General features: G+C 62.0%; 13 protein-coding genes. All 13 read left to right on the top strand.

The genetic code is table 11. The annotated features are described in order from the left end of the window. Positions 1–89: 89 nt before the first annotated feature. The 13 genes from O3675_RS01135 to O3675_RS01075 all read left to right on the top strand — a co-directional run bounded on the left by O3675_RS01135 (position 90) and on the right by O3675_RS01075 (position 18771). Positions 90–938 carry an undecaprenyl-diphosphate phosphatase gene (locus O3675_RS01135; protein ID WP_371570393.1) on the top strand — a complete coding sequence of 283 codons (849 nt, stop codon included), beginning with the start codon at positions 90–92 and terminating at the stop codon, positions 936–938. 158 nt (positions 939–1096) lie between these two features. Further along, the gene (gene mshC / locus O3675_RS01130) at positions 1097–2404 is read left to right on the top strand and encodes a cysteine--1-D-myo-inosityl 2-amino-2-deoxy-alpha-D-glucopyranoside ligase (protein ID WP_371570391.1); all 1308 of its coding nucleotides are present in this window, start codon (positions 1097–1099) and stop codon (positions 2402–2404) included. Positions 2405–2686: 282 nt separating this feature from the next. Next, the gene (locus O3675_RS01125) at positions 2687–3763 is read left to right on the top strand and encodes a tRNA (adenine-N1)-methyltransferase (protein WP_371570389.1); all 1077 of its coding nucleotides are present in this window, start codon (positions 2687–2689) and stop codon (positions 3761–3763) included. Between the two features lie 138 nt (positions 3764–3901). Beyond that, positions 3902–5728 (top strand): proteasome ATPase, encoded by a 1827-nt coding sequence (gene arc, locus O3675_RS01120; RefSeq protein ID WP_005508671.1) that lies wholly within the window; start codon positions 3902–3904, stop codon positions 5726–5728. 141 nt (positions 5729–5869) lie between these two features. Further along, positions 5870–7681 carry a depupylase/deamidase Dop gene (dop, locus tag O3675_RS01115; RefSeq protein WP_371570387.1) on the top strand — a complete coding sequence of 604 codons (1812 nt, stop codon included), beginning with the start codon at positions 5870–5872 and terminating at the stop codon, positions 7679–7681. A 187-nt stretch (positions 7682–7868) separates the two neighbouring features. Further along, positions 7869–8063, top strand: a complete 195-nt coding sequence (locus O3675_RS01110) for a ubiquitin-like protein Pup (protein WP_005506016.1) — start codon at positions 7869–7871, stop codon at positions 8061–8063. A 29-nt stretch (positions 8064–8092) separates the two neighbouring features. Further along, positions 8093–9565, top strand: a complete 1473-nt coding sequence (gene pafA, locus O3675_RS01105; protein WP_371570385.1) for a Pup--protein ligase — start codon at positions 8093–8095, stop codon at positions 9563–9565. 220 nt (positions 9566–9785) lie between these two features. Next, positions 9786–10826 carry an FKBP-type peptidyl-prolyl cis-trans isomerase gene (locus O3675_RS01100; protein WP_303950367.1) on the top strand — a complete coding sequence of 347 codons (1041 nt, stop codon included), beginning with the start codon at positions 9786–9788 and terminating at the stop codon, positions 10824–10826. A 130-nt stretch (positions 10827–10956) separates the two neighbouring features. Then, positions 10957–11352: an FKBP-type peptidyl-prolyl cis-trans isomerase gene (locus O3675_RS01095; RefSeq protein WP_005506021.1), complete on the top strand. Its 396-nt coding sequence runs from the start codon at positions 10957–10959 to the stop codon at positions 11350–11352. Between the two features lie 138 nt (positions 11353–11490). Beyond that, entirely contained in the window at positions 11491–13740 is a 2250-nt protein-coding gene (locus O3675_RS01090) for a helix-turn-helix transcriptional regulator (protein WP_371570382.1), read from the top strand. Positions 13741–14177: 437 nt separating this feature from the next. Continuing rightward, complete coding sequence (gene tatA, locus O3675_RS01085; protein ID WP_005506024.1) at positions 14178–14423, top strand: Sec-independent protein translocase subunit TatA; 246 nt, start codon at positions 14178–14180, stop codon at positions 14421–14423. Between the two features lie 133 nt (positions 14424–14556). Continuing rightward, positions 14557–15438: a twin-arginine translocase subunit TatC gene (tatC, locus tag O3675_RS01080; protein WP_296547020.1), complete on the top strand. Its 882-nt coding sequence runs from the start codon at positions 14557–14559 to the stop codon at positions 15436–15438. A gap of 282 nt (positions 15439–15720) precedes the next feature. Then, entirely contained in the window at positions 15721–18771 is a 3051-nt protein-coding gene (locus O3675_RS01075) for a DEAD/DEAH box helicase (RefSeq protein ID WP_371570380.1), read from the top strand. Positions 18772–18803: the final 32 nt, after the last annotated feature.

The following is an 18803-nucleotide window of genomic DNA, read 5'->3' as shown; positions in this document are numbered from 1 at the left end:
TCACAGTGTGGACGGGGCGGTTTGCGGAAGTTCCACATCACCTTCGGCGAACCGCCCCGGGTGGGTGCGCCTCCTGTATCCTTGAATGCGTGGAATGGATTCAAGCAATTATTTTGGGCTTCGTTCAGGGCCTTACCGAATTTCTGCCGATTTCATCATCGGCGCATCTGAACATTGTTGGTCAGATCCTGCCGGAGAGGGCTGACCCGGGCGCCGCGTTTACCGCAATCACCCAGCTGGGTACTGAGACTGCGGTTCTGATTTTCTTCTGGCGCGATCTTGTTCGCATCCTGAAGTCCTGGTTCGGATCCTTGACCGGCCGCGTACCGCGCAACGACCCGGATGCCCGCATGGGTTGGCTGATTATTCTCGGCTCCCTGCCCATCGGCGTTTTGGGTCTGCTGCTGGAAGACTACATTGACACCCAGTTCCGCAGCCTGTGGGTTGTGGCGACCATGCTGATTGTCTTTGCGGTGTTCCTGGGTCTTGCGGACCGTTTTGGTCGTGAGCAGCGTGAGCTGAAGGACCTGACTTTCCGTCACGGTATTCTGTACGGTTTCGCGCAGGCGCTGGCACTGATCCCGGGTGTTTCCCGTTCGGGCGGTACGATTACTGCGGGTCTGTTCATGGGTTACACCCGTGAGGCTGCGGCTCGTTACTCGTTCCTGCTGGCCATGCCTGCCGTGTTCATGTCTGGCCTGTACAAGACCTTCAAGGTGGTCACCGGCGAGGAGGCGACCGGCTACTACGGTATTCCCTCGACTTTCGTGGCTACTCTGGTTGCGTTTGTGGTGGGTTACCTGATGATTGGCTGGTTCTTGAAGTACGTGTCTTCGAAGTCCTACGGCATTTTCATCTGGTACCGCATTGCGCTCGGTATCCTGATTTTCGTTGGTCTGGGCACTGGCGTTCTGAACGCTACTTCTTCGGCGTTCTAAGGCTTTAGCCCTCAGCGTGATATGACATACCCGTCCGTGAGTTTCTCACGGGCGGGTATTCTTATTGGAGTAGATTTTTTGGCACCCGCATGCCTTGAGGTTGGGCGGCGGGTGTGGCGCGTCCACCGGTTGTGGGCGTTTTTACGGAAAGGAAACCCATGCGAGCTTGGGATGCCCCCGCCTCTGTGACTCTGCCCGGTCAGGCTGCGCTGCCGCGTATTTTTGATACCGCGGCTGGTGAGATTGTTCAGGTTCAGGAGGATAAGGCGGCGAGCCTGTACGTTTGCGGTATCACCCCGTACGACGCGACGCATATGGGTCACGCCTCCACCTATGTTGCTTTTGACTTGCTGCACCGCGCCTGGCTGGATGCGGGCGTGCCGGTCACCTACGTTCAGAACGTGACCGATGTGGACGACCCGCTACTGGAGCGTGCGACCGCGACGAATGTTGATTGGCGTGAGCTGGCTGAGGATCAGACTGAGCTGTTCCGCACCGACATGAAGGCGCTGAACGTGATTCCGCCGGCGCACTATGTGGGTGTGGTGGAGTCCATTGAGTGGCTGTTCCCGCTGATTGAGGATTTGCTGCGCCGCGGCCTGGCGTACCGCGTGCCCGGTTTCACGGACGAGCAGGGTGTGGTGCATCCTGACGGTGACGTGTACCTGGATTTGAAGGCTGTGCGTGAGCTGCCCGCGAACGCTGAGGGCTACTCGTGGGCACCGGGCGAGGTCTGCCACTTGAGCCGTGATGAGATGCTGGAGATTTTCGCTGAGCGCGGCGGCGACCCGAACCGTGCCGGTAAGCGTGACGCACTGGATCCGCTGCTGTGGCGTGTTGAGCGTGAGGGCGAGCCGAGCTGGGATGCCGGCGAGCTGGGCGCGGGCCGCCCCGGCTGGCACATCGAGTGCACGATGATTGCCCGCCGTTTTGTGGATGGTTCGCTGACCGTTCAGGCTGGCGGTAACGACTTGACGTTCCCGCACCACGATTTGGGTGCGGGCCATTCGTGGGCTGTGTCTGCACGCCCGCACGCTAAGCATTACGCGCACACCGGCATGGTCGGTTTGGACGGCCACAAGATGAGCAAGTCCCGCGGTAACCTGGTGCTGGTTTCGCGTCTGCGTGCGGCCGGTGAGGATGCGAATGCGGTGCGCCTGGCGATTATGGGTCAGCATTACCGTTCGGATTGGTTCTGGACTGATGAGCTGTTGGAGCACGCGAAGGCTCGCCTGGACACCTACCGTCATGCGGTGTCGGTGGCTGAGGGTCGTGAGGGTGCGAGCGATGAGGCGGCTGTTGAGCTGCTGGCCGCTGTGCGTGAAGCACTCGGCGAGGACCTGAACGCTCCGGCGGCGTTGGCGGCTGTGGATGCGTGGGCTGTGAAGGCTCTGGCGGACACCACCGTCGGCGGTGGCGCGCTGGTGCGTGACATCCTGGCGGCACGCCTGGGCGTGGTCCTCTAGGGATAGCACCCTACGAAACGTTGAAGCGCAGGAGCGGCGCGACGGTGTGAAAGCCGTGGCTGCCGCCCTGCGCTTTTCTGCGCCTGCATGTGATGCGCTCGCTTTCTACCGCACCGCTGGCTGACAGCACAAGAAACCAGCTTCCCGGTTATCACGCCCGCGGGGTAATGCGCCACAGCCGATTTGCAGACTCCGCTAAAATAGAAAAGGACTTTTTCCGTCCGCAGTTCGCCGCAAAGCGCGAACAGCACAGACTGACCCAAACCCGAGGAGAATCACCCCGTGAGCAGCGGCACCCCCACCCCCACCGGCGCAATCAACCGCCGCGGCCCCTTCCGCCCCGGCGAGCGCGTCCAAATCACTGACGAACGCGGCCGCATCACCACCATCACCCTCGCCGAAGGCGGCGAATACCACTCCCACAAGGGCTTCCTCAAGCACGACGACCTCATCGGCGCACCCGAAGGCACCGTCATCCCCAACACTCACGGCATCCTCTACCAGGCGCTGCGCCCCCTCTACAAGGACTTCGTGCTCTCCATGCCGCGCGGCGCAGCCGTCGTCTACCCCAAGGACGCCGCCCAGATCATCGTCAAGGCAGACATCTTCCCCGGCGCACGCGTCGTCGAGGCCGGCGTCGGCTCCGGTGCGCTGTCCATCGCGCTGCTGCGTGCAGTCGGTGACTACGGTTGCGTGCACTCCTTCGAACGTCGTGAAGAGTTCGCAGACGTCGCCCGCGGCAACATTGAAACCATGTTCGGTGGCCCCCACCCGGCGTGGAAGCTGAGCATCGGCGACCTGCAGGACACCCTGCCGCAGGTTGAAGAGCCCGGCAGCGTCGACCGCGTCGTACTCGACATGCTCGCACCCTGGGAATGCCTGGACGCTGTAGCGGAGGCGCTCGCACCCGGCGGCGTGCTCATCTGCTACGTTGCGACCGTAACCCAGATGTCCCGCCTGGTTGAGGGCATGCGCCTGGACGGCCGCTTCACCGAACCCGAATGCGACGAAACCATTGTGCGCGGCTGGCACGTGGAAGGCCTGGCGGTCCGCCCCGACCACCGCATGGTTGCACACACCGCGTTCCTGGTCGTGGCTCGTCGCCTCGCTGACGGTGCGGTGCGTCTGGCGCCGAAGCGTCGCGCGTCCAAGACTGACTTCTCTGAAGAGGATATGAACGCGTGGATCCCCATGAACGTGGGTGAGCGTGAGGTGACCGATAAGAAGATTCGCCGCGCAGCCCGCGATGCGAAGAACCTTGCCGCTCACGCCGCACGCGCGAACGAGATTGCGCTGGAACAAAACGGCGGCGCGCAGAACAACGGCGCAGCAGCTGAGGCGACTGAGTCTGCCGAATAATTTGAACCACCTTTGACCTGCGGGGGCACGGGCGTTGCCTGGAGCCCCCGCAGTGCACTCACCAGGCTACTCACTGTGCCCACACCCACCCCCGCACCGAGTAGCCGCCGATGAGGACGAACAGCTAAAGGAGCTACCGTGTCCACCCACGAATCTGCAGATCAGGCAGGAACCCCCCAGTACGGCACCGCCCACAGTGCAGCCAGCGCGGCACCGCACTACTCGGCTGCTTTCGGGTCGACCTCCCTGCCCGGCAGTCAGCCCGTCAGCGCGCAGGAGTATGACGCCGTGCTGCGTCGACTCTCCGCGGCGGAGGCAACCCGCGACAATATGAGCCGACAGATTCGTGGTGCGGGGGAGAAGAACCGCAAGCTCGTTGAGGCAATCACCAGTATGCGCTACCAGGTGGAGCGTCTGCGCGCCTCCCTGTCGCAGAACGTTATGCCGCCGCTGAATTCGGCGATTGTGCTGGCGGTGCATGAGGGTCAGACCATGACCTACGAGCAGGTTGCCGACGATAAGACCCCCGCCGAGATTGACACCTACCTTGATGTTCAGGTGAGCGGCCGCATGATGCGTATTCCGGTGTCCCCGCTGATTGACCTGTCCACGCTGACCCCCGGCATGACCGTGCTGCTCAACGACAAGACCGAGGCGGTGCTTGCCCTAGACACCGAACCCTTCGGTGACGTGGTGACCGTGCGCGAGGTGCTGGATGAGCAGCGCGTGCTGGTTGATACGTCCTCGGGTGCTCAGCAGGTGGCGCGTGTGGCTGGTTCCCTCGACATTGAGCAGCTGCGCACCGGCGACGCGGTCACCCTCGACACCCGCACCCGCATGCTGACCTCGCAGGTTCCCGCTTCCCGCTCGCAGGAGCTGGTCCTGGAAGAGATTCCGGACGTCACCTACGAGCAGATTGGTGGCCTGGGCGCGCAGATTGAGCAGATTCGCGACGCGGTGGAGCTGCCGTACCTGCACCCCGAGATTTTTGAGCGCTACCACCTGGCACCGCCCAAGGGCATTCTGCTGTACGGTCCTCCCGGTAACGGTAAGACCATGATCGCTAAGGCTGTGGCGAACTCCCTGGCGGCTCGTGCGGCTGCGCTGAACCCGGGTTCGGCTACTCGCGGCTACTTTTTGAACATTAAGGGCCCCGAGCTGCTCGATAAGTTCGTTGGTGAGACGGAGCGTCAGATTCGCGATATTTTCGTTGCCGCCCGTGAGAAGGCGGAGGCGGGACACCCGGTCGTCGTGTTCTTTGACGAGATGGAGTCGCTGTTCCGTATGCGCGGTTCGGGTCGTTCTTCCGATATTGAGACGACCATCGTGCCGCAGCTGCTTGCCGAAATTGATGGCGTGGAGTCACTGCAGAACGTCATCGTTATTGGTGCGACCAACCGTGAAGACCTGATTGATGCCGCGGTGATGCGCCCGGGTCGACTCGACCTGAAGATTCGCATTAACCGCCCGGATGCCGCCGGTGCGGCAGAGATTTTCGGCCTGTACCTGACCGAGGACCTGCCCCTGGACGCTGCGGAGGTCGCAGCCGCCGGTTCGACCCGCGCAGCCCTGACAGCGATGATTGCGGCGGCGGCAGGTCAGCTGTACGCGCGCACCCCCTCCACCGCGTACGCTGTGGCGACCGTGGATTCTTCCATGGTCGTTGGTTCTGGTGCGAGCGCGAACCTGTCCACTCACACGCTGTACCGCGGCGATTTCGCTTCGGGTGCGGTGATTCGCAATATTGTGGACCGTGCGAAGAAGGCCGCGATTAAGGAGCAGCTGCAGGCGCTGACTGCCGGTGCGGACGCCTCGAGCGTGGGTATTGGTACCCGCCACCTGCTGGAGGCGGTACGCGCCGAGTTTGAGGATCAGGTGGACTTGCCGCCGTTGCCCGATATTGAGGATGCGCTCACCGTTGCCGGTGTGCGTGGCCGCCTGGTGTCGGTGGAGCCGCCGCGCTAAACCGCGCGCCCGCATGAGCCGGGCGGCGCGCGCCCACTAAGCTGTGCGCTCAGCCCACACCCCGCGTTTATCCCGCATCAACCCCAGTATTACCGCAGGTCCAAAGCCTTTAGATGGTATAGAACTTTTCAGGAGAACCCCATGAACTCCACCCCCAGCTACGGCGTGCACCGCATTATGGGTGCCGAAACCGAGTACGGCGTCATCGCCCCCTCCGCGCCGGGCACCAACCCGACCGTGCTGTCCGCACTGGTAGTCAACACCTACGCCAAGCTCGCCTTCCGCCGCGGCGCCGCCTTCCGCGAGCAGCTGCAGCGCCGCGCCCTGGCGGATGAGCTGACCGCCGAGCAGGCACGCCAGGCAGAGAACTACTCGACCGCCACCCCCGAGGGTCAGTGGCTGGGCGAGTCCGAGTCGCCGCTGCGTGATGCCTTCGGTCAGGTTCAGGACGCATCCACCGCCCACTCAAGCCAGATGACGCACACCCGCACCGAGCTGACCAGCGAAGATATCGCCCTGGAGATTATGCGTGAGGCGGGCGTTCAGGCACCGGGTGAGCCCGCCGAGCCGCGTAGCGCCCTGGATGCGCTCGCCGGTGTGCACGGCCGCGGTGGTTTCCCGGAGCGTCTGGATTGGGACCGCGTGACCATGAACGCGATTCTGCCCAATGGTGCGCGCCTGTATGTGGATCACGCGCATCCGGAGTATTCGTCGCCGGAGGTTCTGACCCCCGCCGACGCGGTGCTCTATGACGCTGCCGGTGACGCGCTGGCGTATGAGTCGCTGGTGGAGCTGGGCAACCACGCGCAGGATTTGCCGCAGGTGAAGCTGTACAAGAACAACACCGACTCGAAGGGCCAGTCGTACGGCGCCCACGAAAACTACCTGATTAGCCGTGACGTTCCGTTTGAGCAGGTTGCGGATGCGCTCCTGCCGTTCTTTGCGACCCGCGCGATTTTTACGGGTGCGGGCCGTGTGGGTATCGGCACGCACGGTGAGGTTCCGGGTTTTCAGATTAGTTCGCGTGCTGATTTCTTTGAGCGCACGATTGGTCTGGAGACCACGATTCGCCGCCCGATTGTGAATACGCGCGATGAGCCGCATGCGGATGAGGCGAAGTACCGCCGCCTGCACGTGATTCCGGCGGATGCGAACCTCTCGCACTATTCGAACCTGTTGAAGTTTGGTACGGCGGCGCTGGTGATGAACCTGATTGAGTCGCATAGCGAGCAGCACCCCGTGCTGCCGGGCGTGCGCCTGTCTGATCCGGTGGCGGCGATGCACGCGGTCAGCCACGATTTGTCGCTGTCGGTTCAGTTGCCGCTGGCACCGTCTTCGGCGACCCTGCCGAACCCGGTGTCCACGAGCGGTTCGGCGAGCACCCTGCAGATTCAGCGCGCCTACTATGAGGCCTCCCGTGCGCACGAGGAATCGAACCCGGCGGGTGTGGATGCTGCGACCGCGCAGATCCTTGATCTGTGGGGCGAGGTTCTGGATGCCCTGGAAACCAACCCGCTCTCGCTGGCGGATCGTCTGGATTGGGTCGCGAAGTATGCGCTGGTGCGCGGTTATGTCGCTCAGGGCGTAGATTATGCGAATCCGAAGTTGAAGGCTTTGGATTTGCAGTACGCTGATATTGACCCGTCGAAGAGCCTGTATCACCGTCTGGTGTCGCGTGGCCGTATGCGCACGCTGTTCTCTGCGGAGCAGATTGAGCGTGCGACGACTGAGCCGCCGCGTGAGACGCGCGCGTTTTTGCGTGGCACGTTGATGGCGCGTTGGCCGGAGGAGATTCTGGGTATTAACTGGGATACGGTGTCCTGCCGTGGCAGGTATTCGAAGGATCTGACTCGTTTTACGATGATGGAGCCGACCCGGTACGGTGCCGCCCAGGTGGAGCCGCTACTGGATGAGGTGAACCATTCGGATGAGCTGCTGAACCGCCTGCGCTAGTAGCACCCCCTAAACCCACATAAACTCACATTCTTCCCCGGGGTGAATACCCCCATTCGGAAGAGTAAAAACCACATAACCCACAGTTAGGGTGCAGGAGAATCCGGGTACCAAAACCCTTACACCCCGCACCCGACCCCACTAGAACTTATTTGTCCACAACCGAAAACCCCTTGAGGAGAGAATCATGAGCCGCGAACGCATCAGCGCACAGCAGACCGAAACCACCGCAGCCGAGCAGGAGCAGGAACTGACCCTCGCCGCCTCCCACGTTGTCTCTGACGTGAGCGAGGTCGACGACCTGCTCGACGAAATTGACGGCCTGCTCGCTGAGAACGCTGAAGACTTCGTCACCGGCTTCGTCCAGAAGGGCGGCGAGTAACCGGCGCACCTGCGCGTCAGGTCAGCATCATGGAACACCGTATTTTCGGCATTGAAAGCGAATTCGGGCTCAGCTACGTCCCGCACGGGCTCGGTCGGCTGAGCATCGAAGAGTCCGCCGCCGCCCTTTTCAAGCCCGTCCTGGATCAGTGGCGTTCAACGAACGTCTTCCTGCCCAACGGCGGTAGGCTCTACCTTGACGTGGGTTCGCACCCCGAGTACGCCTCCGCCGAATGCGGCAGCATTGACGAGTTGCTCGCGCAGGAACGCGCCGGTGAGCTGCTGTTCGCTGATCTGGCGCGTACCGCCCGCAAGCGCCTGCTCGCAGGTTCGGAGGGCCGCCCCCTCGACGGTGAACTGTACCTGTTCAAGAACAACGTGGATTCGGCGGGCAACTCCTACGGCAGCCACGAGAACTACCTGATCAGCCGCAAACTGCAGTTCAACGACCTGATTGCCCAGCTCGTGCCGTTCCTGGTGACCCGCCAGATTCTGGTTGGTGCCGGTAAGACCCACCCGAATGGTGGTCCGGTGCCCGGTTCGACCGACCCGGCGTCCAGCACGGGTGTGCCGTCGTATTCGTTCTCGCAGCGTGCCGACCATATTTGGGAGGCGGCATCCACCTCAACTTCGCGCGCTCGCCCGCTCATTAACACCCGCGACGAGCCGCACGCGGACGCTTCGAAGTTCCGCCGCATGCACGTCATTAATGGTGATTCGAACATGGCGGAGCCGACGACCCTGCTGAAGATTGCCAGCACCGACCTGGTGCTGCGCATGCTGGAGGACCGCTTCCCGGTCACGAGCCTGGATATTGTGTCTGTTCCGGCGGCTCTGCGCGCTATCAGCCACGACCTGACCGGCACCGCAACCTTCGAAACCACGGACGGTAAGCACTACACGGCGTTGAGCGTTCAGCGTCACTACCTGGATGCGGCACGCCAGTACGTGCAGCAGTACGGCGCGCACCACCACCACGTGGATTACGCCCTGGACCTGTGGCAGCGCACCCTGGACGCTATCGAGTCTGGCGACTACAGCAGCATTGACACGGAGATTGACTGGGCGATTAAGAAGAAGCTTCTGGATGCGTATATTGCCCGCGCCCGCGCGGCTGGTCAGCCTGCCGATTATGCGAGCGCCCGCATCCGTCAGCTGGATTTGGCGTACCACGACATCGACCCGGAGCGTAGCGTCTTCCATGCGCTGGTTCGTCGCGGTGCGGTCAAGCGCATCCTGCCTGAGGGGGCTGCGGAGGCGGCGAAGACTCAGCCGCCGAACACTCGCGCTCTGCAGCGTTCGCGTTTCATTAATGCGGCGGTTGCGGCGGGGGAGCAGTTCACCGTGGATTGGGTGCATTTGAAGCTCAACGCCTACCCGCAGCACACGCTGGTGTGTAAGGACCCGTTTGCTACCGGTAGCGATGAGCTGGAGGAGGTGCTGAGCCTGTTGGCGTCTAAGGCGCGTCAGCATCAGGAGGCGGCATTCCCGCCGCCCTGCTAATAAACAGCACTGCTAAACAGCATTGCTAGAAACGCTCTGATGAGGGGAAACCCACCGGCGGTCGGGGTTGTGGGCCTTCGGGAACACCCCGGCCGCGACACAGCCTGAACACAGCTACGTGCCGTAGCATAAAACAGCTAAACCTATACCTGTAAACTGTTCTGTGGCACACGGGCACTCACACGCCCCACTCTCACAGAAAACCCCAGAGGATAACACTATGACCAAACGCTCTAAGCTCACTATTTTCGGTGCCAGCGCGGCAGCTCTCGCGCTTGCACTGTCTGCATGTGGCGCGCAGTCCAGCAGCGACCTGTCTAAGGTGCAGTACACCCTGAAGAACGCGACCGCTGAGCCTGAGGCGTCCTTCGCGACTCCCTTCGCCGCTTCTAGCCCCTCCGCGTACGTGATTGAGGAAGGCAACGGCGACTCCATCAATGATGGTGACTACGTGCTCGTTGAGGCTGCCGTGTTCAATGGCACCGACGGCAAGCTTAACGGTTCCACTTACTCCAGCGAGCCGATTCTGCTGCCGATTAACGATCAGCTGAAGCAGGCTGCACCGCAGGTGTACGAAACCCTGAAGAAGATTAAGGTTGGCGGTTCTTTCTCGTACACCACCAACGTTCTGCAGCAGCGCAGCACTGCGGGCGTGACCACTACGACCGCTTCGCCCGGTGCCGCAACTAACGTTGAGGTGTACACCGTGAAGACGAAGCTGCCCAAGTACGCAACCGGTAAGGCTGTTGAGGCTGACCCGTCGCTGCCGTCCTTCACTCTGGATGAGTCCACCGGCAAGGCTGAAATCAAGCTGCCCGATAACAAGCCGGAGGTCACCGAGCTGACCGCTAAGACCCTCATTGAGGGCGAGGGCGCCGAGGTCAAGGAAACCGATACCGTGTACGTGCGTTACATTGGTGTGCAGTACTCCGACGGTAAGGTCGTCGACGGCAACTATGACGCCGCCACCCCGATGGGCATCTCCCTGCAGGGCGTTATCAAGGGCTGGACTCAGGGTCTGAAGGGCAAGAAGGTCGGCTCCCGTGTTGAGCTGGTCATCCCGGCGGACCTGGCGTACGGTAACGACACCGGCGGTTCCAAGCCTTCGGGCACTCTGGTGTTCGTGGTTGATATTCTGGGCGCGGAGGAGAACCCGCAGACCCTGCAGCGTGCTCAGGCGGCTTCTAGCGCAGCTGCTGCGGAGGCGAGCGCCTCGGCAACCGCAACCCCGGCAGCGTCTGCTTCGGCTACCGCGCAGTAGCCCGGGACCCATATTTTCGGGACCCACGTTTTTACGTCACATTTTTATACCGCGCTCGCCGCCTATACGGCTTAGGCGGCGGGCGCACCCACTATTTCGATGTATGTCGAACCAATCAAAGGAGACACCCATGTCTTTCGGTCAGCGTAACCTCGACCGCGAAAAGCCCGAAATTGATTTCCCCGAGGGCGACGCCCCCACCGAGCTGGTCATTACCGACCTGATCGAGGGTGCAGGCGCTGAGGTTGTTCCCGGCTCCCGCGTGCTCACCCACTATGTTGGTGTGGCTTTCTCCACCGGTGAAGAGTTTGACGCGTCCTGGAACCGCGGCGAGCCGCTGCCGTTCCAGGTGGGCGTTGGCCAGGTTATCCGCGGCTGGGATGAGGGTCTGCTCGGCATGAAGGTCGGCGGCCGTCGTCGCCTGGAGATTCCCTCCGACATGGCGTATGGTGACCGCGGCGCTGGTTCGGTCATTAAGCCCGGTGAGTCCCTGATTTTCGTGGTGGACCTGCTGGACGTCCGCTAAGGACTAGCAAGGTTCTCGCGTTTTTCGCGTAAGAGACGCGTAGCCCGGTGCTTTCTCCCGATTGTGGGAGGGGCACCGGGCTTTTGAGTACCCACATGCAAAGTAAGTGCCGCGGAACACACACGGTATGATGGAATCATGTCCACCGCAGCTCAGCTTTACATGACTCTTCACCGCCTCGCCACCGCCGCCGAGGCACCCGATACCGCAACCCGAACCCAGGGCATCAGCCGCAACGAGCTACTGACCCTGCTCGGCATTAGCACGCGCGCTAACGGCTCCCTCAGTGAGGCCCAGGAACGCGCCTTTGAACGAGCCAAGCAGACCCTGCGTGATGCCGGCGCGCGCATTACCCACGTGACCACGGATCTGGGGGAGCGCTACCGCCTCGAACCCAGCGACGCCGCTAAGCTGCCCGCTTGGAACCCCACCGCTGAGGAGTTCCGCCTCATCAACACCATCCTGCGCGGCTGGGAAGGCACCGAATTGCAGGATGACGCCTACCGCATCCTGCGTAAGATTGCGCTGACCAGCGAGAACCTCACCGATGAGGCGCTCGCCGCCGCGAAGATTCTGGAGCCGAAGACCGGCAAGCGTCAGCGCGCGAAGAACCTGTACACCTACCGCGAGCCCCTTCAGCGCATTTACTTTAGCGATAACCCGCACCTGAATGAGCTGTTCACCGCCTATGCGGAGCGTAAGACAGTCACGTTCACCTATCAGACGGCTGCCGGTGCGACCCGCGTGCAGGAAAAGGTCAGTGTTGCCGGTATTGGTTACCGTTACGGCACCTGGTATTTTGTCGGCTACTACACTGAGAGCTCGGAGCGTAAGGAGTACACGTTCCGTGCCAGCCGTATTCAGAAGCTCACGATGCTCTCACGTATCGATTCGACCCCCATCAACGCGACGTTCAACGCTAAGAACTGGCTTGAGGGCATTGAGGGCTACGAAGAGTACCTGATTGTTGCCGAGGTCAACGCCGATTCCACGCTGTCGGAGCCCTTCACCGTGCCCTCGTACGGCACGATTGATAGCGCTGTGGCGGCGACCAGCTACAGCTGCGTGATCGAGCCGCCCGAGGAATCGGAGGATGCCTCTACCCGCCAGCGTGACAGCTACGCCGCCCAGCAGCAGCTGTTGCGCACCCTTACCGACCTGCACAGCGGCGCGGTCGAGGATCCCGGCACCTGGGCGGATATCAACCAGCGCAACCGCAACAACTCCCTCGACGACCTTGTTGACCTGCTCCTGGGTCTGCACCGTGCCGACCGCTGGGCGAGCGCCCACGATGAGGCGCCCATGCCGTTGAATCAGCTCAACGCCCTCTACAGCGTAGACACCGAGAAGAACCGTGCCCTCGGCAAAACTATTGCCGAGATTTTCGCGCGGGTAGACACCGTTCCCTTCGATTCTGATCCCAAGGACCCGGACGCCCTCAAGCCCACCTACATTAACCTGCTGCCGGACTTTGGCGGCGCCACCCCGAACACGCTACTGAACTACGCGCGCCTTACCGACACTGAGCTCGCCATTCTCGTCTTCACCCTCTCTGCCGCAGATATTCTGCACCCGGCGGATGCGCGCCTGGGCAGTATCCGTGCGGCGCTCGCCGCCGCGTACCCGAACGTGCCCGTCTATGCGCAGCACCTGTGCTTCGCCCCCGAGGAGCCTCTGTTGCAAGAGGCGACTGCCGCCTTGAGTAGCGGCAACGCCGTGACCATTGGTTACGGTACCTCTGAGCGTGCCGCTGACCGCCTGGTGGACCCGTATGCGTTGGTGTTGCACCGCGACCACATGTATCTGCATGCGTGGTGCCGTACCGCTGAGGAACGCTACTATGCCGCGCGTGGTGAGCAAGTCCCCGAGTACGTACCCGAGGCTTTTGCTCACGCGGCCACCGGCGAGACTGCCGACAGTGAGGCAGGGGAGAAGGAACCCAACTTCTGGCGTAACTTCCGCCTCAGCCGCATCAACCACATTCACGAGGCGGGCGCGGGTCGCACCCACCCGGTCACCGGTGACACCGTCCCGCATTGGCACGCGCAGCAGCACAGCACTCAGACCAACCCCTTCGCTGAGTTGCGGATTCACCCGACCGAGCACATTCCCAGCGGTGAGCCGCTCGATACTCTCACCGCAACGTACATGCGCCGCAGCACCCACCACGTGAAGAAGGCTTCACGCACCCAGTACGTGCGCATCCACTACTACAACAACGCCCACGGTGCCGGCGATAAGAACATCCTCGATACCGTCATCGCGCACCGAGGTGCCCTCGAACTGGTCGGTCCCGCGCACCTGCGCGCGGCGCTGCTTGACCAGTTGCAAACCCTCAACGCGAGTAGCCGCAGTAGTATGCCGGCAGGTGTGCCCACAGAAAAATAGAACTTCACCCACAAGCAAAAACGCCCTAAAAACCCATCTAAGGGGCCAAAACATTAACCTAAAACTTGTATAATGGTGCTCATGTCTTGGTGGTTCTGGATTTTGCTATGGGGCGCGCTCATTATCTGCTCGCTCCTCTATTTGGCATGGTTCACCTACAAAGCACTCACTCGCGGTTTCACACTCCTTGACGAAACCGTAACCTGGGTCGAGTCAATCGAGGGACAATTCGACGCAGCGCAAGCGAACGCAAGCCGAAAACTCCCGCGAGACACCACCCTCGGGGTATTCACACCCATCACCGAGGCATACAATAACTACGAACAAGGTAAGCAGACACGCAGGTCTGAGCGGATCAAGCGACGGGTCTCCCGACGAGATCGACTCGGCCAACCTCAAAACATCGGAGACCTGCTCTAACAGAAAGGCACACCACCATGGGCCAGATTTTCAGCCACCCCGCGACCATCATCGTCGTTATCCTCCTCATCGTCCTGCTCTTCGGCGCACCCAAGCTGCCCGGCATGGCACGCAGCCTCGGCCAGTCCATGCGCATCTTCAAGACCGAAGTTGAGGGCCTGAAGAACGATTCCAAGAAGGACCCCCGCGAGAAGGACGGCGAAGAGGTCGTCACCGCTGAGGTCGTAGACAACGGCAAGGACGGCAAGACCGAAACCAAGTAACGGTCCCGCCACCGACGCACCAAACCCGTGCCAGCCCACCGGCCGGCACGGGTTTTGCGGCACCACCCCATAAACACCCCACCAGACCCCCTCAGCCGAATCACACACGGCACCGACACCCAGAGGACACCACGTGGCAACACCCGACCAGGACGTGCGCAACCGCAAAATCAATCCTGAAGCACGCATGGAACTCAAGGAACACCTGCGCGAATTCCGCGACCGCCTCATCAAAGCGGCTATCGCAACCATCATCGCAGCCATCATCGGTACGGTCTTCCTCTACCAGCCTTTCATCGATATGATCTCTGCGCCCCTGCAGCAGATCAACGCAGAAACCGGCCGCAACGCAAACCTGAACTACGGTAGCGTCGCATCTCCTTTCGACCAGCTGCTGAAGGTCGGTATGTACATCGGCTTGGTGATCGCCTCTCCCGTCTGGCTCTACCAGGCGCTGCGATTCCTGTTGCCGGCACTGCACACCAAGGAGAAGAGGTATCTCTTCGGCTTCCTCACCGCATCTATTTTCGCGTTTGCCTGCGGTGTCGCCATTTCGTACTTCACCCTCCCCGGCGTGGTCTACGCGCTGCTGAAGTTCACCCCCCTCAACGACAGTAACTACATTGACGCGGGCGTGTACATCTCCTTCATCTTGAAGTTCGTCGTTACATTCTCTTGCGCCTTCATCATCCCCGTGATTCTGGTCGGCATTAACATGCTGGGTCTAATCCGCGGTAAGACCATCCTGAAGTCTTGGCGCTGGGTTGTTGTGCTCGTTGCAGTGATTGCAGCGCTGACTGCACCCGGTAGCGACATCATGATGATGTTCGTGCTCATGGCGCCGCTACTGATCTTCTTCTTCGCAGCAATCCTCATCTGCATGATTAACGACAAGCGCCGCGACCGCAAGCTCGCAAAGCTGGCGCAGGGTGCAGACGAAGCAAGCCTGAACACCGCAACCAGCGCCGAAGACCTGGCGAAGATGGGTTACTTCGAGGACGAGAAGACTTCCTAAATTGAATAGCTCGCTTTGAGCAACCTAACCGAAAGGGGCGGGGTACAGAGAACCTGTATCCCGCCCCTTTCGCGTCCCCGGAAAGCGTCTCGAGGCGCACAGACGAAGAGGCGCACAGACGAATTTTTACAACGCCCGCCGGTACATCCCGGCAGAAACTGAGCATAAATTGCGCCGAAACTGTGCCGCCGGTGCGCTCGCTGTTCGCCCGTACCGGATTAGTGCCCATCCGGGATGCTTTCGGAAGGTGGGCGGTGGGCGAGCGGTTACACTGGACATACTATGAGCAAGCACCACGCACAGCACACATCCGACGCACACACTTCTAACTCTTCTAACGAGCAGACCGGCACCGACTACGCTGCCGCCTACGCCGCATCCCGAGAGCGCGCCGCATACGCGAAGACCGCCCTCGGGGCTTTTGAGGCGTCCCTTGATTTTCCGCTGGATGATTTTCAGCGTCAGGCGTGTGCCGCTGTGGAGGCGGACCGCTCCGTCCTCGTTGCCGCGCCTACGGGTGCCGGTAAGACCATTGTGGGTGAGTTCGGTATCTACCTGGCGTTGCGCCGCGGCATGAAGGCGTTCTACACGACCCCCATTAAGGCGCTGAGCAACCAGAAGTACCACGACTTTGTGCGCGCGTACGGCGAGGACTACGTGGGCCTGCTCACCGGCGATACGAGCATCAACACGGAAGCACCCGTGGTCGTGATGACCACCGAGGTGCTGCGCAACATGCTCTACGCCAACTCGACCACGCTGACCGGCCTGGGCTATGTGGTGATGGATGAGGTGCACTACCTGGCGGACCGTTTCCGTGGCGCGGTGTGGGAAGAGGCGATTATTCACCTTCCCGAGCACGTGAACGTCATTTCTCTGTCGGCTACGGTGTCGAACGTTGAGGAGTTCGGCGCGTGGCTGGATACGGTGCGCGGCGGCACGGACATTATTGTTTCTGAGCACCGTCCGGTGCCCCTGTGGCAGCACATGATGGTCGGTCACCGCGTGGTGGACCTGTTCGTACCCGAAGACAACTCCGCGCAGGGTAAGAACCAGGAGCCGGAGGAGAAGCTCTCCCGCAAGCAGGCGAAGAAGGCACAGAAAGCTAAGCAGCGCGGCGCAACCGTGGAGGCGGGCGCCAACCCTCTGCTTGCCGGTCTGCGCCTGAACCCGCAGCTGAAGGCGCTACGCCCCGGCTTCCGTTCCGCACCGGGCCGCGGACGCTACGGCGGCAAGCGTGAACGTTTCCGTCACCGCCGTGAAGGCTGGCTGAATGAGACGTTCAGCAGCGGCGAGCGCGGCCGCTCGGACCGTCGTGACCGTTTCAGCAATGATTGTTTCAGTAACGACCGGGACTTTGATGCGCGCGGTGAGCAGAAGCCTCTGCGTCCGCAGCGCATCACCCGCCCGGAGATGGTGCGCGCCCTCGACAAGCAGGGCCTGCTGCCCGCCATTTGCTTTATCTTCTCCCGAGCCGGTTGCGACGGCGCGGTCAGCCACTGCGTATCCGCCGATATTACGCTGACCACCCCCGAACAGCAGCAGACCATCCGCGCCTACATTGCAGAAGCAACCGCTCACCTGGACACCCGCGACCTGAACACCCTCGGCTACTACGAATGGCGTGACGGCCTGATTCGCGGTATCGCCGCACACCACGCCGGCCTGCTGCCCCTATTCAAGGAGGTCGTCGAAACCCTCTTCGCCCAGGGCCTAATCAAGCTGGTCTTCGCCACTGAAACCCTCGCACTGGGCATCAACATGCCCGCACGCACCGTCATCCTGGAAAAGCTCACCAAATACAACGGCGAATCCCACGTAGACATCACCCCCGGCGAGTACACCCAGCTGACCGGACGCGCAGGCCGCCGCGGCATCGACATCGAAGGCCACGCCGTCGTCATGTGGCGCCCCGGCATGTCCCCAGAACACGTGGCAACCCTCGCCTCAACCCGCACCTACCCGCTGAACTCCTCATTCCGCCCCACCTACAACATGGCGGCAAACCTCATCGCCTCCTACGGCGCCGAACGCACCCGCAAAATCCTGGAATCCTCCTTCGCGCAGTTCCAGGCAGACAAGTCGGTCGTGGGCGTCGCCTCCCGCGTACGCAAAAACGAAAGCGCTCTAGAAGGCTACCGCGAAGCCATGGCATGCCACCTGGGCGACTTCACCGAATACGTCCAGCTCAGCCGCCAGATCGCCGAACTGGAAAAGAAGGCGTCCAAGAGCAACGAACGTCACGCACGCGCGCAGGCACACCACAGCATCCAGCAGCTGTTGCCCGGCGACATCATCTACATTCCGCACGGCCGCTCCCGCGGCTACGCAGTCGTCATCACCCGCTCCGACTCGCACGCCGACCCGCGCATCGGCATCGTCACCGAGGACGCGCACCAGCGCACCGCCTCAACCCGCGATTTCGAAGGCGCCGTCGAACCGGTCTCACGCATCAAAATCCCCAAGCGCCTAAGCCTCAAAACCGCCAAGGAACGCCGCGACACCGCAAGCCGCATGCGCCAGGCACTCTACGACGGCCGCGCCCCGCGTGCGCTCGCACAGCAGAACATCCCGGCTCGTCAGAACAGCATTGACGCGCAGCTGGAGGCTCTGCAGGCCCAGCTGCGTAACCACCCGTGCCACGGCTGCTCCGACCGCGCAAACCACATGCGTTGGGCTGAGCGCTGGCAGAAGCTCAACTCTGAAACCGAAGGGTTGCGCCGCCAGATTGCCCGCCGCACCAACACAATCGCGCAGGTCTTCAACCGCATTGCGCGTCTGCTGGAAAGCTACGGCTACGTCGAACGCACCGAGGATAACGAACTATCGCTAACCACCGGCGGCCAGGCGCTGCGCCGCATCTACGGCGAGCGCGACCTACTGACCGCCCTGTGCCTAGACGCGCACTTCCTCGACGGACTGGAACCCGCCGCCATCGCGGCAACCGTCGCCGCACTAACCTACCAGGGCAAGCGCGACGCCGTAGAATACCTGGCTCACTACCCGCACCCGTCCCTGCGCGCACCCATCGCAACGATTACGCAGCGCCTCACCGACCTGAACGCAGCCGAGGAACAGTTCAAGGTCAACCCGACCCCGGCATGCGACTTCGGCCTGGTCGAACCCATGTACGCCTGGGCGAACGGCGCACACCTCGCAAAGGCAATCGAGGACACCGGCCTAGCCGCTGGCGACTTCGTACGCTGGGCAAAGCAGGTACTGGACGCCCTGGACCAGATCGCGCACATCCGCTCGCTGGACCCGGTCATCCGCGCCCGCTGTGAAGAGGCAATCGAGGCGGTACGCCGCGGCGTAGTCGCGCTCGACGTCTAACCCGCACCTCCACAAAGTGCTACACCCTGCTC

Source organism: Rothia sp. 27098_8_27 (assembly GCF_041432805.1).
Taxonomy (GTDB): domain Bacteria; phylum Actinomycetota; class Actinomycetes; order Actinomycetales; family Micrococcaceae; genus Rothia; species Rothia mucilaginosa.
This window is presented reverse-complemented; position numbering and strand designations above follow the sequence as displayed.

Coding starts and splice junctions, on each gene's coding strand:
- mshC (WP_371570391.1), top strand. CDS start 1,097: ATGCGAGCTTGGGATGCCCCCGCCTCTGTGACTCTGCCCGGTCAGGCT.
- dop (WP_371570387.1), top strand. CDS start 5,870: ATGAACTCCACCCCCAGCTACGGCGTGCACCGCATTATGGGTGCCGAA.
- O3675_RS01110 (WP_005506016.1), top strand. CDS start 7,869: ATGAGCCGCGAACGCATCAGCGCACAGCAGACCGAAACCACCGCAGCC.
- pafA (WP_371570385.1), top strand. CDS start 8,093: ATGGAACACCGTATTTTCGGCATTGAAAGCGAATTCGGGCTCAGCTAC.
- O3675_RS01100 (WP_303950367.1), top strand. CDS start 9,786: ATGACCAAACGCTCTAAGCTCACTATTTTCGGTGCCAGCGCGGCAGCT.
- O3675_RS01095 (WP_005506021.1), top strand. CDS start 10,957: ATGTCTTTCGGTCAGCGTAACCTCGACCGCGAAAAGCCCGAAATTGAT.
- O3675_RS01090 (WP_371570382.1), top strand. CDS start 11,491: ATGTCCACCGCAGCTCAGCTTTACATGACTCTTCACCGCCTCGCCACC.
- tatA (WP_005506024.1), top strand. CDS start 14,178: ATGGGCCAGATTTTCAGCCACCCCGCGACCATCATCGTCGTTATCCTC.
- O3675_RS01075 (WP_371570380.1), top strand. CDS start 15,721: ATGAGCAAGCACCACGCACAGCACACATCCGACGCACACACTTCTAAC.